This window comes from Speluncibacter jeojiensis, from assembly GCF_029589495.1.
GTDB lineage: Bacteria > Actinomycetota > Actinomycetes > Mycobacteriales > Mycobacteriaceae > Speluncibacter > Speluncibacter jeojiensis.
The window spans coordinates 609,150-623,632 of the sequence record NZ_JAAIVF010000002.1; the positions used below are offsets into that span (position 1 = coordinate 609,150).

A 14,483-nucleotide genomic window follows, 5' to 3' on the forward strand; every position below is an offset into this window, starting at 1 on the left:
ACGGCTTGTTCTCCCTCCGTGGCGTCAGACGTGCGGGATGACGTAGACAGCGACACCCACGACTCCAATCCAGGCGACTGCCATCAGTTGCAGGACCCGGTCGCTCAGGGCGATCTCCTCGGGCTCGCCGGCGACGCCCCCGTCGACATCGACCGCATAACGCAGGATGGCGATCACGAACGGCACCATCGAGACCGCGAACCACACACCGCCGTGCAGCTTGTCCTGATCGAAGGCCCACAGCCCGTAACAGAGCACCACCGCGGTGGCCGAGAGCGTCCACACGAAACGCAGGTAGGTGGTGGTGTAGCCCTCGAGGGACTTGCGGATCTTCGCGCCGGTCCGCTCGGCCAACTGCAGTTCGGCGTAGCGCTTGCCCGCCGCCATGAACAGCGACCCGAACGCCATCACCAGCAGGAACCACTGCGACAGCGCGAGGCCCGCGGCGACACCACCGGCCATGGCGCGCAACAGGAATCCCGACGACACGATGCAGATGTCCAGCACCGCCTGGTGCTTGAGGCCGAAGCAGTAGGCCAGCTGCACCGCGATGTACACCGCCGTGACCACGGCGAGCTCGTAGTTCGCCAGGAACGACAGACCGATCGCGGCGATGATCAGGATCGCCGCGGCCGCGTAGGCCACCGTCACCGGCAGCACACCGGCCGCGATCGGTCGGTAGCGCTTGATCGGGTGTGCGCGGTCTGCCTCGACGTCACGGGCATCGTTGATCAGGTAGATCGACGACGCCGCCATGCAGAAGACGGCGAACGCCAACGCGACGGGCCCCAGCACGTTCCAGTGGAAGACCGAACCGGCCGCGGCCGGGGCCGCGAGCACCAGCACGTTCTTGACCCACTGCCGCGGGCGGAGCGCCTTGACCAGCCCGCCGACCATCGTCTTGGGGACTTTGCGCGCCGCCTTCTCGGCCGCGGCGTCAGTCGGTTCGACCTCGGGCAACAAGCCGGGAAGGTGCCCGGTGGCACCCTCTGACGTATCGGCGGGGGCCTGCGCGGAGGTGCTCTGCTCGCTCATTTGTCTCCTTCTACCCCGGACACCCTAAGCGGCACGCCGGCGCCGGCCGTGCGCAGCCGCGGCAATCGGCGCTGCGCCCCGGTGACGACTGCCGCCGAGACAGCGCCCAGGGCGGCCCCCGCCAGCACGTCGGTCGGGTAGTGCACGCCCAGGACCAGGCGTGAGATCAGCATCGGCGGGACCACGGCCAGCGGCACCGGCAGCCCGGTCAGCCGGCCCAGCAGGATCGCTGCGGCGGTCGTCGATGTCGCGTGCGAGGACGGGAAGCTCAGCTTGCTCGGCGTGGACACGTTGACCTGCACGGCCGGACTGTCCGGGCGGGGCCGGCGGACGATCCGCTTGATCACGATCGAGGCGGCGTGGGCGCCGACGGCACCGACCCCGACGCCGAGCCACTCCTTGCGCCGCTTGCGATCGAGCGCCGCGCCGAGCCCCGACACGGCCATCCAGCCGAGCGCGTGCTCGCCGAAGTGCGACAGGCCCCGCGCGGCGGGGATCACTCCCGGACGTCCGGCGAGCGTCGCCTGGACGGTCGCCAGCACCATCAGATCGGTCGACACCGAGGCGGGTACCTCATCCGCCGCGAGGCGCGGGTCCGTCGAGAATCCCGGCTCGCCGGCCGAAACCGCGTCACTTGCCGAAGGCTCACTTGCCGAAGACACGGGCCCACCTTTCCCTGCTGGTCAGTTCCGGAGCGGCCGCACGGTACTGCTCGGCGACCTCGGGGAAGCGGCGCAGCAGTTCGCGGCGCAACTGGGTGGCGCGGGCGAGCAGGGCCCGGGCCTGACGAGGATCCCGCTTACGGTAGACGACCCCGCGGCCGTCGGCCGTGGTCACGGTGACGCCGTCGACCTGGGAGAGCAGGAACCACCGTGCGTCGAGCGTCGGCACGTTCAGCTGCGGGCGCTCGTGGTGGGCCGGATCCGCGGACCGCGCGCTGTGCACCAGTCCCTTGGCCAGCCGCGCGACCTTCGCCAGCGGATTGGCCGGCTCGCCGACGGCACCGACGTCTGCGCCCGAGGCCGACGGCAGCTCGGTCGCCGAGCCGACGACCACCGCGTCCGGGTACTCGCGGCGGATGGCGTGCACCTCGCCGAGCGCGGTCGCCAGCTGGCCCGCCACGTGGTCCGGCCCGGCGAGGAAGTCCTCGATGGCCTTGTTCTGGATCGCCACGGTCGAGTATTCAAGGCACAGCAGGTGTTTCACGGTCGCCTTGGCGCTGCTGAGCACCAGTCCGCGAATGCTGTCCGGGAAGTGCAGCGAGGCCACGACCAACCGGTTGCGCAGGTGGAAGTACGCCTGCCAGTCGATGGCGTCGTCCTTGTCGGACCACGCCATGTGCCAGATCGCGATGCCCGGCACGGTCGCTGTCGGGAAGCCCGCGGCGCGGGCGCGCAGCGCGAACTCCCAGTCGTCCCACTTGATGAACAGCGGCATCGGCAGGCCGATCTGCTCCGCGCACACGCGCGGGATCATGCACATCCACCAGCCGTTGCCGTCCACGTCGATGCGGCGGTGCAGGCCCTTCGAGTTGTCCCGGTCGCTGAGCGGGTACTTCGAGAAGTCGTGGTCGTACTCGGTGTTCGGCGCGCCGGTCCACATCACCGCGGCCCGGTCGATCACCTCGCCCATCGAGTGCAGGTGGCTGCGCTCCTGGAGGTTGAGCATCTGGCCGCCGACGAGCATCGGGGTCTTGGCGAACCGGGACATCGCCAGCGCGCGCAGCACCGAGTCGGGCTCGATCTCGATGTCGTCGTCCATGTACAGCACATAGGGGCTGGTGGTCGTCTCCAGCGCCTCGTACATGATGCGGCTGTACCCACCGGAGCCGCCGAGGTTCGGCTGGTCATGGATGGCGAGCCGGTCGCCGAGCGCCGCAGCGGCCTCGGTGAAGCCCGGTTCGTCGCGGACCTTGCGGGTGCCCTGGTCGGGCATGATCACCGCGTCGATGACGTCCAGGACCAGCGGGTCGGAGGCCAGCGCTGTCAGCGCCTTGACTGCGTCGGTGGGGCGGTTGAACGTGGGGATGCCGACCGCGACCCGGCCCTCGCCGGGCGCCTCGACCGGCGCGTACCAGCCGGCGCGGACGAGTTCGACCTCGGTGTCGGTGGTGATGTCGAACCAGATCCAGCCGCCGTCCTCGAACGGGCCGAGATCGACCTCGAACTCGACCTGTGCGTGCGGTGCGGGGGCGGAACCCCGCAAGTCGCGCACGGGCACCTCGGTGCCCTCGACGTGGATGCGGCTGCCGTCGGCCTTGGAGCGGTAGACGTCGACCCGGCCGTGGCCGAGCAGTTCCACCCGCAGGACCACCGAGGTCAGCACGGTGTGGCGGCGCCAGTAGCTCGCCGGGAACGCGTTGAAGTAGGTCGCGAACGACACCTCGGACTCGGCGCCGATGGCCAGCGAGGTCCGGGTCGGAGCGTGGGCGCGCCGCGGGTTGGTCGCCGACTCCTCCAGGTAGAGGGTGCGCACGTCCAGCGGTTCGCCCGGCCGCGGCAGGATCACCCGCTGCAGCAGCGCCTTGCCGAGCAGCGGCTGCTCGGCGCCTGACGCGGCAGCCGCCGCGTCGGCGGCCCCGGCCTCCACTGTCCCGGCCTCGGCGGCCACGGCCCCGGTCTCCTCCACTGCCGTCACTCCTGGCCTCCGGTCAGCGCGGCACCCGACTCGTAGTGCGGGCGCAGCGTGTTGTCGAACATGGTCAGCGCGCTCGCGATGGCCATGTGCATGTCGAGGTACTGGTAGGTGCCCAGGCGGCCCCCGAAAAGCACGGCAGAGCACTCGGCCTCTTTTTTGGCCAATCCGCGGTAGGCCTCGAGCTTCGCCCGGTCCTCGGGGGTGTTGATCGGGTAGTAAGGCTCGTCACCGGACTCGGCGAAGCGCGAGAACTCCCGCATGATCACCGTCTTGTCGGCCGGGTACTCCCGCTCGGGGTGGAAGTGCCGGAACTCGTGGATGCGGGTGTAGGCAACGTCCGCGTCGTTGTAGTTCATCACCGGGGTGCCCTGGAAGTCTCCGGTGTCCAGCACCTCGGTCTCGAAATCGAGGGTGCGCCAACCGAGTTCACCTTCGGCGTAGTCGAAGTAGCGGTCCAGCGGACCGGTGTACACGACCGGGGCGCCGGGGCTGGCGGCGCGGACCTCGTCGCGCACGTCGAACCAGTCCGTGTTCAGCCGGATCTCGATCTTCTCGTCGCGCGCCATGTTCTCGAGCCACGCGGTGTAGCCGTCGACCGGCAGGCCCTCGTAGGTGTCGTTGAAGTAGCGGTTGTCGAAGGTGTAGCGCACCGGCAGTCGGGTGATGTTGCCGGCGGGGAGGTTCTTCGGGTCCGTCTGCCACTGCTTGGCGGTGTAGTCGCGCACGAACGCCTCGTACAGGGGGCGGCCGATCAGCGCGATCCCCTTCTCTTCGAGGTTGGCGGCGTCCTTGACGTCGAACTCGGCGGCCTGCTCGGCGATCAGCGCGCGCGCCTCGTCGGGGGTGAAGTACCTGCCGAAGAACTGCGACACCAGGCCCAACCCGAGCGGGAACTGGTACGACTGCCCCTTGTGCATCGCGAAGACGCGGTGCTGGTAGCCGGTGAACTCGGTGAACTGGTTGACGTAGTCCCAGACCCGCTGGTTCGAGGTGTGGAACAGGTGGGCCCCGTACTTGTGGATCTCGATCCCGGTCGTCTCCTCGGGCTCCGAGTAGGCGTTGCCGCCGAGGTGGTGGCGGCGTTCGACCACGAGCACGCGCTTGCCCAGCTGGGTGGCCGCACGCTCGGCGATGGTCAGTCCGAAGAAGCCTGAACCGACGATGATCAGGTCGTACTGCCCGGAAGCGGTGGAATCGGAAGTAACAGCGGTCACGGGCAACCAGGGTATCCGACGCCCGCTGGAGCTTGCCTGAGTGCTGCGGACCACACTCGGGCAAGCCCCGGCGTCGGGGCCCGACATGACGGCGAAGGCCACCGGCCCGTCAGATCATCGAGCGCATCCCGCCCTGCGGCTCGCCGCCGAGCTGGGTCAGCGCGGAGGCGTGGTAGATCGAGCCCGGCACGTGGATCGCGTGGGTCAGGCCGACGTGCGCGTCGCGCCAGAACCGCTGCATCGGGAACTTCAGGTGCATCGCGCCGCCACCCGAGCGGGCGAAGATCTCGTCGACCGCGCTCACCGCACGCCACGCCGCCGCGGTCTGGGTGCGCCGGCCGACGGCCCGCTCCTCGAAGGTGATCTCCTGTCCCTTCTCCGTCTTGTCCCAGAACCGGTCGACGGTCTCGAGGATCGAGACACGCGAGGCGTTGATCTCCGCGGCGGCCGCGCCCATCTCGTACATGACGTACGGATCGTTCTTGATCGGGACGCCGGTGACCGCCACCCGCTCCTTCTGCGCGTTGATGTAGCAGGCCAGCGCACCCTCGGCGATGCCGATCAGCGAGGAGCTGATGCCCAGCGGGAAGATGCACGAGAACGGGAACTTGTAGAGCGTCTCGGTACGGCCGGCGTCCCGCCACGCGCGGCCGTCGGTCACCGAATCGGCGCTGATGGTCCGGTACGTCGGGATGAACGCGTCCCTGACGATCAGGTCCTTCGACCCGGTGCCGCGCAGGCCGACCACGTCCCAGCTGTCCTGGTCGATCTCGTAGTCGCTACGCGGCAGCAGCACGTGCAGCACTTCGGGCGGCATCAGCCGCTTGCCGTCCTGGTCGCCGACCGCGGCGCCGATCATCACCCATCGGCAGTGGTCGGTGCCCGACGAGAACGACCAGCGGCCGTTGAGGATGTAGCCGCCGTCGACGGGGCGGGCGACGCCCATCGGCGCGTACGGCGAGGCCATCCAGGTGTCCGGGTCCTCGCCCCACACCTCGTCCTGCGCTTTCTCGTCGAAGAACGCCAACTCCCACGGGTGCACGCCGACGATGCCGGTGACCCAGCCCGTGGCGCCGTCCATCGCGCCGATCGCCATGGCCGTCTCGGCGAACTCGCGCGGGTGCACCTCGAGCCCACCATGACTCTTCGGCTGCAGCATGCGGATCGCGCCGGCCTCGCGCAGCCGCTTGGCACTGCGGTCGGTCAGGCGCATCAGCCTGTCGCCCTCGGCGCCGTCGGCGCGGATCTCGTCCGCGAACTGCTCGATCCGGTCCAGTACCTGCCCCATGAGACCCCTCGTTTCCGTCGGAGATTCAACCTGCGATGACACTAGAATAAATTCTAGTTGTTGCACAAGGGTGGATCCGGCGAGATCCCGGATGCCTGATCCACACCGTCCGCGCGCATCCGCAGTCCAGCCCATAAGGCCATATTTAGCTGCGGTTATCTGTCGATGGAGCAGATCGGCGGCATTGTCTCGGCCGGTCCCGCGGGGCGGCGTCTGTGGCGGAACACACTTTCCGTCACACTGAAATACATTCCAGAAACAGCGGGGCGGGTACGGCTTTGCGCCGTACCCGCCCCGCCGGGACGTTCCTCAGGGGTGCGCTTTCGGACCCCCGGCCGGTTCCGTCAGCCCTGCGTCACCTTCCCGGTGGCCTTGTCGAGCGTCAGCGTCCCGTGCTGGAACTGCTGCACGACCGTGTTGCCCCGGGCGATCGGGTCGCTGGTCGGGTACCCCAGCTTGCCCGCCTCGGCCCCCGCGGACAGCCAGCTGCGCAGCACGTCACCGCTGACGGCGTGCGCTCCGGTCTTCGCGTCCCAGTAGATGGTGCCGTTGGTGTAGCCCTGCAGCTTGCCGGCTTTGTCCGGCAGTGTCATGGTCGGGCCGAGGGCCTTGCCCAGCACCCCGTTCGCGCCGCCGAGCTGCTGGTACTTCTGCTCGATGGTGGCGTTGGTGCTGTTCGGGTCGCCGCCGAGCGCCAGCGGATCGGCGCCCGCGGTCTGGCCAGTGGCCGTCGGCACGGTGCCCGCCTGGGCCGTGCCGTTCGGGTTCGTCCCGGTGCCCGAGGTCGGCGCGGTGTCGACCTTCGCGCCGGTGATGGCGCCCAGGACGGCGTTGACGATCGCCCCGATCGGGTCGGTGCCGTCGGCGGGCGGCGGGGTGTCCGGCGTCGTCGGACCCGGCAGGTTCGGCATCGTCGCCGACGGCGGCGGGCCGGGTTGGCCGGCGACCTCGAACCAGTCCGACTTGAGCTTGAGCTTGGTGCGGGCATCGTCACCGGACGCGTCGACGGTGCCGGTCGTGCCGACGACCTTGACCGCGAGCACGCGGCCGCCGTCCTCGCCGAGGCCGTTGGTCTTGGTCACCGTGAACGACTTGAGCTCGCCGACGTTGAACGCCTGCGCGACCTGGCCGGCGGTGACGGTGTCGGTCCAGTTGTGCGTGGGCGAGACCACGTCCCCCGCATCGGCCACCGCCGGAAACGCGCCGCCCGCCGTCCAGCCACCCGTCGACGAGGAGAACTCGGCCGCGACGGCCTTGCCGTCCTTCATCAGGACCAGACCCGCCGTCGACGCGACCGCGGGATCGGTGCGCTTGTCCTCGTGCGCCTCCCCCGTGTACATCTGGCAGGCCTGCGTGTCGCAGGTCTTCGCGTACGGGTAGCGGTTCTCGGCCCACGCGTACGACCGCGCGGCGATCGCCTGCGCCCGCAGCGCCTGCAGGCCGCCGGTGTCCGCCCAGGCCGCCATCGACTCCGACGGGACCACACTGCGCAGGTAGTCCTCCATGTTCACCTTGTTGATCGTGCGCGGCGACTGTCCGTCCAGCGCGACCCCGAGCGAGCCGCGATACGCGGTGCCGCTGCCGCACAGCTTGAGCGCCTCGTTCGCGGGGCGGTCGGTCCCCGGGTTCACCGGGTCGACCCATGGGTTGGTCGTGACGCTGTCCCAGACCGGCGCACCGGCGCATCCCGTGGTGACCGTGACGTTCGCGCTGCCGCCCGGCAGCGGCGTCAGGTGCACCGCCTGCCCCGGCGGCACCGACCGGCCGGCGACGTTCATCGGCGACGCAGACTCGACGACCAGTGGTTTGCCGTCCTGTCCCATCAGCCGGACAGTGATGTCCTGCGGCCCGATCGACCCCAGTGTCGTGCCGCCGTAGAAGTGCGACACGATCTGCTCGGCGGTCCAGCCCTGCTTGGTCGCGTAGCCGTACGCGCCCCACTGGCCCATCCCGCGCCCGTGGCCGTGGCCGTGACCGTTCAGCGTCAGCACCGTGCTCGAGGCGACGACGTCGGTGATCGGCGCCGAGTCGCCCCGGTTCGACCACATGCCGACGCCGCCGGCCACCAGCAGCACCGGCGCCAGCCCGAGGCCGCAGGCCCGCAGGGCCGTCGCGCGGCGACGCCGGCGGTTGCCGGTCGGGCCACGCTCGATGGTCAGTCCTGGCACGTTCCTGCGCATACGCGGTCTCCTCGTCCCCGACGATCAGACACTTCGCCGCCACCACGCGGTCACACGACACTCTGTGACTTGTGTGACACATGTTGCGAACGTGACCAGTGTTGTCACAGCAGGGGGTATCTGCAACACCTGCCGCGATAGTCACGAACGGATCACGAAATGACATGTGTGTAGTTCGCGCGGTGCGCGTGCGGGGTGCCCGAGGTCCGGTCCGGAAAACCCGCCGGTCGCCGCGCGTGCGTGCCTGCGGATCCGAACAGATGTGCGCGGCGCGGCGGGTCGAGTTGCCGCAATCGGATCGAGACCTGCGCCGGCTGCAGCGATCACCGGGATCGGACGGCAGCGGACCCGGTCGGGAGGACTCAGTCGGGAGGACTCATCCCCACCAGCGTTCGAGCACCCGGGCCACCCCGTCCGCGGTGTTCGTCGCCGTCACCTCGTCCGCCGCCGCGATGGTGGCCGGATGCGCATTGGCCATCGCCACGCCGCGTCCCGCCCACCCGAGCATCGGCACGTCGTTGGGCATGTCACCGAACGCGACGACGTCCTCCGGCACGACCCCGTGGCGCGCGGCGACCGCGGCCAGCCCGCTCGCCTTGGTGATGCCGGGGGCCGCCAGTTCGATCAGCCCGCTGTCGGTGGAGTACGTGATGTCCGCCCGGCCGCCGATGTGCGGGGCGAGCGCCGCATGCATGGCCGCACTGCTCGCGCCGGGCAGGCGGACCAGCATCTTGATCGCCGGTTGCGCGAGCACCTCGTACTCGTCGACCTCGACGTTCTCGGGATTGAGCCAGGCATGCTCGTAGCCCGGGGCGGTCACGAACGACGGGTTGACGGCGTCGTGGGCACTGCTGCCGATCCGTTCCGCGGCGAGCCCGCTGCCGGGCAGGATCCGCCGGGTCAACTCGCCCAGCCACGCGAGCGTGTCGGCGTCGAGTGTCCGCGCGCTGATCACCCGGTCGGTGGCGCTGTCGTAGAGCACCGCACCGTTCGCGCACACCGCGACCGGCGCGTGTCCGAGCTGCTCGGCGACCATGCCGATCCACCGCGGCGGCCGGCCGGTCGCGAGCACGAACGGCACGCCCTCGCCGACCAGTGCCGACACCACCTTGCGGGTGCGGGCGCTGATCTGGTCCTCGTCGTCGATCAGGGTCCCGTCGACGTCGCTGGCCACCAGCCGGGGAACCCGCACGGGACTAGCGCTCCCCGCTCTTGCGGGCCGCGCGGGCCGCTGCCTTCGCGGCCGCCTCCTCGGCGTCCATCCGGTCGGCCTCCTCGAGCGTCGGCGCGCCGCCGCCGAGTCGCGCGGGCACCCAGAACTCGCCCGCGGGGTGCGATCCGTACGCGTCCTGCACCTCGCGCAGCTGGCGCTCCATCCGTTCGTGCAGGCGAGCGGTGATCTCCTCGGGCGTGCCGACTGCCTCGATCGGTGCGCCGGTGCGCACGAAGATCGGGGTGTTGGTGCGGCCGAGTCGCTTCGGGAAGCCCTTGGTCCACACGCGCTGCGAACCCCAGATGGTCACCGGGAGGATCGGCACCTGCGCCTCGAGCGCCATCCGGGCCGCGCCCGACTTGAAGGCCTTGAGCTCGAAGCTGCGGCTGATCGTGGCCTCGGGGAACACGCCGACCAGTTCGCCGCCCCGCAGATCGTCGACGGCCGCCCGATACGAGTCTGCCCCGGCGGCGCGGTCGACGGGGATGTGTTTCATGGCGCGCATGAGGGGTCCGGCGACCTTGTCGTCGAAGACCTCCTTCTTCGCCATGAAGCGGATGTACCGGCCGACGTCGTAGGCCGCGTATCCGGCATAGGTGAAGTCCATGTATCCGGTGTGGTTGATCGCGATCACCGCACCTCCGGTCGGCGGGATGTTCTCCGAGCCCGTGCGGATGAACTTCAGCCCCTCGAGGGCGAAGAGCACCTTGGCCGTCCGGATGACCGATGCGTAGACAGGTTCCACGCGACCGAGCCTAATGCGAACCCCTCCGGTGTTCGCGTTCTCGGGGTGCCGCGCTGCCGTCGCGGGCCGCCCGCCTGGCCTCGAGGTACTCGGCGTCCATCGCGTCGGCCTGCTGCAGGGTCGGCGCGGCGCCGCCCAGGCGGTTCGGCACCCAGTCCGCGCCGGCGGGGTGCGGTCCGTACCCGTCCTGCACGCGCAGCAACAGCTCGCTCATCTGCTCCTTGAGCCGGGCGGTCAGCTCGTGCGGCTCGCCGACCGGTTCGAGCGGCTCCCCGACCGCGACGTGGATCGGCGTCCTGGTGCGGCCGAGGTGGCGGGGCCGGCACTTCGTCCAGATCCGCTGCGCGCCCCACACCACGACCGGCACGATCGGCACATGCGCCTCGAGCGCCAGCCGGGCCGCACCGGTCTTGAACTCCTTGAGCTCGAAGCTGCGGCTGATCGTCGCCTCCGGGTACACCCCCGACGAGTTCGCCCGACCGCAGTGCCCGGACGGTCGCCGGCAACGCGTCGCCCCCGTGGAAGCGGTCCACCGGGATCTGCTTGGCGCCGCGCATGATCGGCCCGGTGACCGGATGCTCGAACAGTTCCACCTTGGCCATGAACCACAGCCAGCGCCGTGCCTTGCGCACGGCGAAGCCGGCGTAGAGCGGGTCGACGTAGGCGGTGTGGTTGACGGCGACGACGGCGCCGCCGGCGCGCGGGATCCGCTCGACCCCGGTCATCGTGAACCGCAGGCCCTGAAACCGGAAGATCGCGTGACCGATCACCTCGACGGCGCGGTAGACGGGTTCCATGGCCGACGAGCCTAACGCGGGCCGAGGTGATCACCGGTCCCGCGCCGCTACGCTGTGGGGCGGTCGTCATTCTGCTTCTCGGAGGTAACCAGTGCAGGTCACCAGCGTCGGACACGCGGGGTTCCACATCCAGACCAGGGCGGGGTCCGTGCTGTGCGACCCCTGGGTCAACCCTGCCTACTTCGCGTCGTGGTTCCCGTTCCCGGACAACACCGGCCTCGACTGGGACACGCTCGGCGACTGCGACTACCTGTACGTCTCGCACCTGCACAAGGACCACTTCGACCCGCAACTGCTGCGCGAGAAGGTCAACAAGAACGCGACCGTGCTGCTGCCGGACTACCCGGTGCCGGACCTCAAGCGCGAGCTCGAGGCCCTCGGGTTCACCAAGTTCGTCGAGACCACGGATTCGGTCAAGCACCGGATCCGGGGCACGGAGATCGTGGGGGCTTCGGACGCCCCGCCGGCGGACGACGAGCTGGACATCATGATCATCGCGCTGCGCGCCCCCGCGGACGGCCCGATCGGCGACTCCGGGCTGGTCGTGTCCGACGGCGACACCACCGTGTTCAACATGAACGACGCCCGCCCGATCGACCTGGACGTGCTCGCGCGCGAGTTCGGCCGGATCGACGTGCACATGCTGCAGTACTCGGGCGCCATCTGGTACCCGTGGGTGTACGACATGCCCGAGCGCGCCAAGAACGCGTTCGGCACCCAGAAGCGGCAGCGCCAGATGGACCGCGCCCGCAGCTACATCGACCAGGTCGACGCCCTGCACGTGATCCCGTCGGCGGGTCCGCCGGTGTTCCTCGACGACGCCCTGCGCTACCTGAACGACGACTGCGGCAACCCGGCGAACATCTTCCCGGACCAGACGGTCTTCCTGGACCAGATGGTCCGGCACGGCGACCACCGCGGCATCCTGATGATCCCCGGCTCGACCGCCGACTTCGCCGGGGGCGGTGCAGAAGGTACCGACGGCTACACGCTGACCCACCCGGCACCCGAGTCCGAGGTGTTGAAGATCTTCACCGAGAAGGCCGAGTACATCGAGGACATGGCACAGCGGATGGCGCCGGTCATCGCCGCCGAGAAGGCCTCGTGGGCACCGGCCGCGGGTGGCTCGCTGCTCGAGCCGTTGCGCGAGCTGTTCGAGCCGATCATGAAGCAGACCGACCAGATCAGCGACGGCATCGGCTACCCGGTGGCACTGGAGATCGGCACGCCCGGCGACGTCGCCGAGACGGTCGTCCTGGACTTCCCCGCCCGGACCGTCCGCGAACCCCTCGAGGGCGAGACCAAGTTCCGCTACGGCTTCACCATCGCCGGTGAGCTGGTGCGCACCGTGCTGCGCGACCACGAGCCCGACTGGGTGAACACCATCTTCCTGTCGACCCGGTTCCGCACCTGGCGGGTGGGCGGCTACAACGAGTTCCTCTACACGTTCTTCAAGTGCCTCACCGACGAGCGGATCGCCTACGCAGACGGCTGGTTCGCCGAGGCGCACGACGACAGTGCCTCGATCGAGTTGTGCGGGTGGGAGGTTCAGCGTCGCTGCCCGCACCTGAAGGCGGACCTGTCGAAGTTCGGCGTGGTCGAGGACGGCAAGCTGACCTGCAACCTGCACGGCTGGGAGTGGGACCTGGCGTCGGGCCGCTGCCTGACCTCCAAGGGTCACGAGCTGCGGTCCGCGAAGCTGCCGGACTGATCGGCGCCGATCAGTTGGGGCCGCCGCAGTTGTCCGGCGCGGGCCGCCCCTCAATGCGGTCGGTCAGGAACTGCAGAACTGCGGGCGCCTCGGACACCGCGGTGCTCAGGTGCTCGCCGAGCGCGACCGGGTGGAACGCGACGGTCGCGCCCCGCGAACACCAGTCGCGGTCGAGTTCCTGCGCCATCGTGAACGGCATGCCCTCGTCGAGTTCCCCGTGATACAGGAACACCGGCGCGGTCGGCGCGGTCAGGCCCATCCGCGTCGCCTCGAAGATGGGCTGCACCAACGGATTCGACAACGGGTCGGGCATGGTCGTGAAGTCGGACAGGTGCCGGAACGGGTAGTACGCGGCGCCCGGCACGATGCAGGTGTCGCCGAGCACCTGCTCGGCCTGCCGCCCCTGGGCGTTGAGCAGGTAGCGCAGATCAGCGAGTTCCGGGTACTCCCGGCTCACGCCGATCACGCCCATCAGGAAGATGCCGGACATGAATGTCCCGTCCATCCGCTGCCCGACGGCGCGCATGTCCGAGGGGGCGCCGCCGAGCGCGACCGCCCGCAGGTTCAGTTCCGGCGCATATGTCGGCTGCAGCTGGGCGGCCCAACCCGTTGCCTGACCGCCGCCCGAATATCCCCACAGCGCAACGGGAGTCGCGGCGGCGGCCAGTCCCGTGCCCGGCAGTCGTTCGGCGGCGCGGATCCCGTCGAGCGTCGCCTGGCCGGCCATCACGCCGGCCCCGTAGGCGTAACGCGGGCCCTCGTAATCGGTGACGACGACCGCGTAGCCGCGCTGCAGCAGCGGCACGATCAACGCCAGTTCGGCCTCGGTCCCCCGGCGCAGCGAATACGACGGGTTGCACTTCGCGGCCAGCCCGTCGATCGCGATCTGGTAGCCGACCAGCGGACGGTCGCCGTCGGGCCAGCGCGTCTGCGGCACCATGACGGTCGCCGCGGTGGTGACCGGCGTGCCGTGGGTGTCGGTGGTGCGCAACAGGACCTGTTCGGCGCGGATCGGTGTCGGTATGCCGAGGGCCGCGATGGTGACCGGGCGGGTGCGCAGGACGGTCCCGGGCGCGGTCGTCTCGAAGCCCGGCGGCGACAGGTAGAACGGATCCGACGCCGGTTCCGGCACCGAGCTGCCGAACTCCGCTGCGCCCGTGGTCGGTGCGCCGACCGCGAGCCCGCCGAGGAGCGCGATCAGCGTCAGGAGCACGGCGGCGGGGCGAGGAACACGGCGACTCGCCAGTGGGGACACCGCGGGCACCACCGTGGTCGGCATGACGCGACTTTATTACGGTCAGAGCGGATTCCGGCGGCATCGACCGGATGGACGGCACGCAGACGCGACACCCGCCGGCGGAAATGCCGCAAACGAACGCATTCCGGACAGGGCCGCGGCGGCGACGGTGTTAGTTGCGTCTCACTGTCCGGCATCGCCCCTGCTCGCCTCCTTGCAGCGCGGGTGCGACGTTGCCCGCCACCGGGATACACACATAGCATGCGGGCGCGCCCCTGAACGGGGGGATTCCCGCGGACCTCAAGAGGTCTCGGCGGAACTGGTAGGCGAAGTGTCCGGACCGCACCCGGTGTGCTGTCCGGCCGATTGTCCCTGGGGGGGACCAGTGAGGGCGTATTCGCGCGCGCAGGGTCGAGTCGATCGATC

At 69.9% G+C, this 14,483-nt stretch carries 10 protein-coding genes and 1 pseudogene; 1 reads left to right on the forward strand and 10 read right to left on the reverse strand.

All coding sequences use genetic code 11. From position 1 onward, the window contains the following. Window positions 1–24 precede the first annotated feature (24 nt). The 9 genes and pseudogenes from G4X40_RS09955 to G4X40_RS09995 all read right to left on the reverse strand — a co-directional run bounded on the left by G4X40_RS09955 (window position 25) and on the right by G4X40_RS09995 (window position 11,109). Window positions 25–897 carry a decaprenyl-phosphate phosphoribosyltransferase gene (locus tag G4X40_RS09955; RefSeq protein WP_277832402.1) on the reverse strand — a complete coding sequence of 291 codons (873 nt, stop codon included), beginning with the start codon at window positions 895–897 and terminating at the stop codon, window positions 25–27. Window positions 898–1,031: 134 nt separating this feature from the next. Continuing rightward, window positions 1,032–1,580, reverse strand: coding sequence for a phosphatase PAP2 family protein (locus G4X40_RS09960; protein WP_277832403.1), 549 nt, complete (start codon window positions 1,578–1,580; stop codon window positions 1,032–1,034). A 100-nt stretch (window positions 1,581–1,680) separates the two neighbouring features. Further along, window positions 1,681–3,570, reverse strand: a complete 1,890-nt coding sequence (locus G4X40_RS09965) for a glycosyltransferase (RefSeq protein ID WP_277832404.1) — start codon at window positions 3,568–3,570, stop codon at window positions 1,681–1,683. Window positions 3,571–3,668: 98 nt separating this feature from the next. Further along, a complete protein-coding gene (glf, locus tag G4X40_RS09970) occupies window positions 3,669–4,886 on the reverse strand; it encodes a UDP-galactopyranose mutase (protein ID WP_277832092.1) in 1,218 nt (405 codons plus the stop codon). 109 nt (window positions 4,887–4,995) lie between these two features. After that, a complete protein-coding gene (locus G4X40_RS09975; protein WP_277832094.1) occupies window positions 4,996–6,174 on the reverse strand; it encodes an acyl-CoA dehydrogenase family protein in 1,179 nt (392 codons plus the stop codon). A 344-nt stretch (window positions 6,175–6,518) separates the two neighbouring features. Continuing rightward, on the reverse strand, window positions 6,519–8,354 hold the full coding sequence (locus G4X40_RS09980) for a SpoIID/LytB domain-containing protein (RefSeq protein ID WP_277832096.1): 1,836 nt from the start codon (window positions 8,352–8,354) through the stop codon (window positions 6,519–6,521). A gap of 376 nt (window positions 8,355–8,730) precedes the next feature. After that, window positions 8,731–9,546 carry an HAD family hydrolase gene (locus tag G4X40_RS09985; RefSeq protein WP_277832097.1) on the reverse strand — a complete coding sequence of 272 codons (816 nt, stop codon included), beginning with the start codon at window positions 9,544–9,546 and terminating at the stop codon, window positions 8,731–8,733. Window positions 9,547–9,550: 4 nt separating this feature from the next. After that, window positions 9,551–10,312, reverse strand: a complete 762-nt coding sequence (locus G4X40_RS09990) for a lysophospholipid acyltransferase family protein (protein ID WP_277832099.1) — start codon at window positions 10,310–10,312, stop codon at window positions 9,551–9,553. Window positions 10,313–10,322: 10 nt separating this feature from the next. Further along, window positions 10,323–11,109: pseudogene (locus G4X40_RS09995) on the reverse strand (lysophospholipid acyltransferase family protein). Between the two features lie 91 nt (window positions 11,110–11,200). Here G4X40_RS09995 and G4X40_RS10000 point away from each other — a divergent pair. Continuing rightward, window positions 11,201–12,820 carry an MBL fold metallo-hydrolase gene (locus G4X40_RS10000; protein WP_277832101.1) on the forward strand — a complete coding sequence of 540 codons (1,620 nt, stop codon included), beginning with the start codon at window positions 11,201–11,203 and terminating at the stop codon, window positions 12,818–12,820. 10 nt (window positions 12,821–12,830) lie between these two features. Here G4X40_RS10000 and G4X40_RS10005 read toward each other — a convergent pair whose 3' ends face one another. Beyond that, window positions 12,831–14,099, reverse strand: coding sequence for a lipase family protein (locus G4X40_RS10005; RefSeq protein ID WP_277832102.1), 1,269 nt, complete (start codon window positions 14,097–14,099; stop codon window positions 12,831–12,833). Window positions 14,100–14,483: the final 384 nt, after the last annotated feature.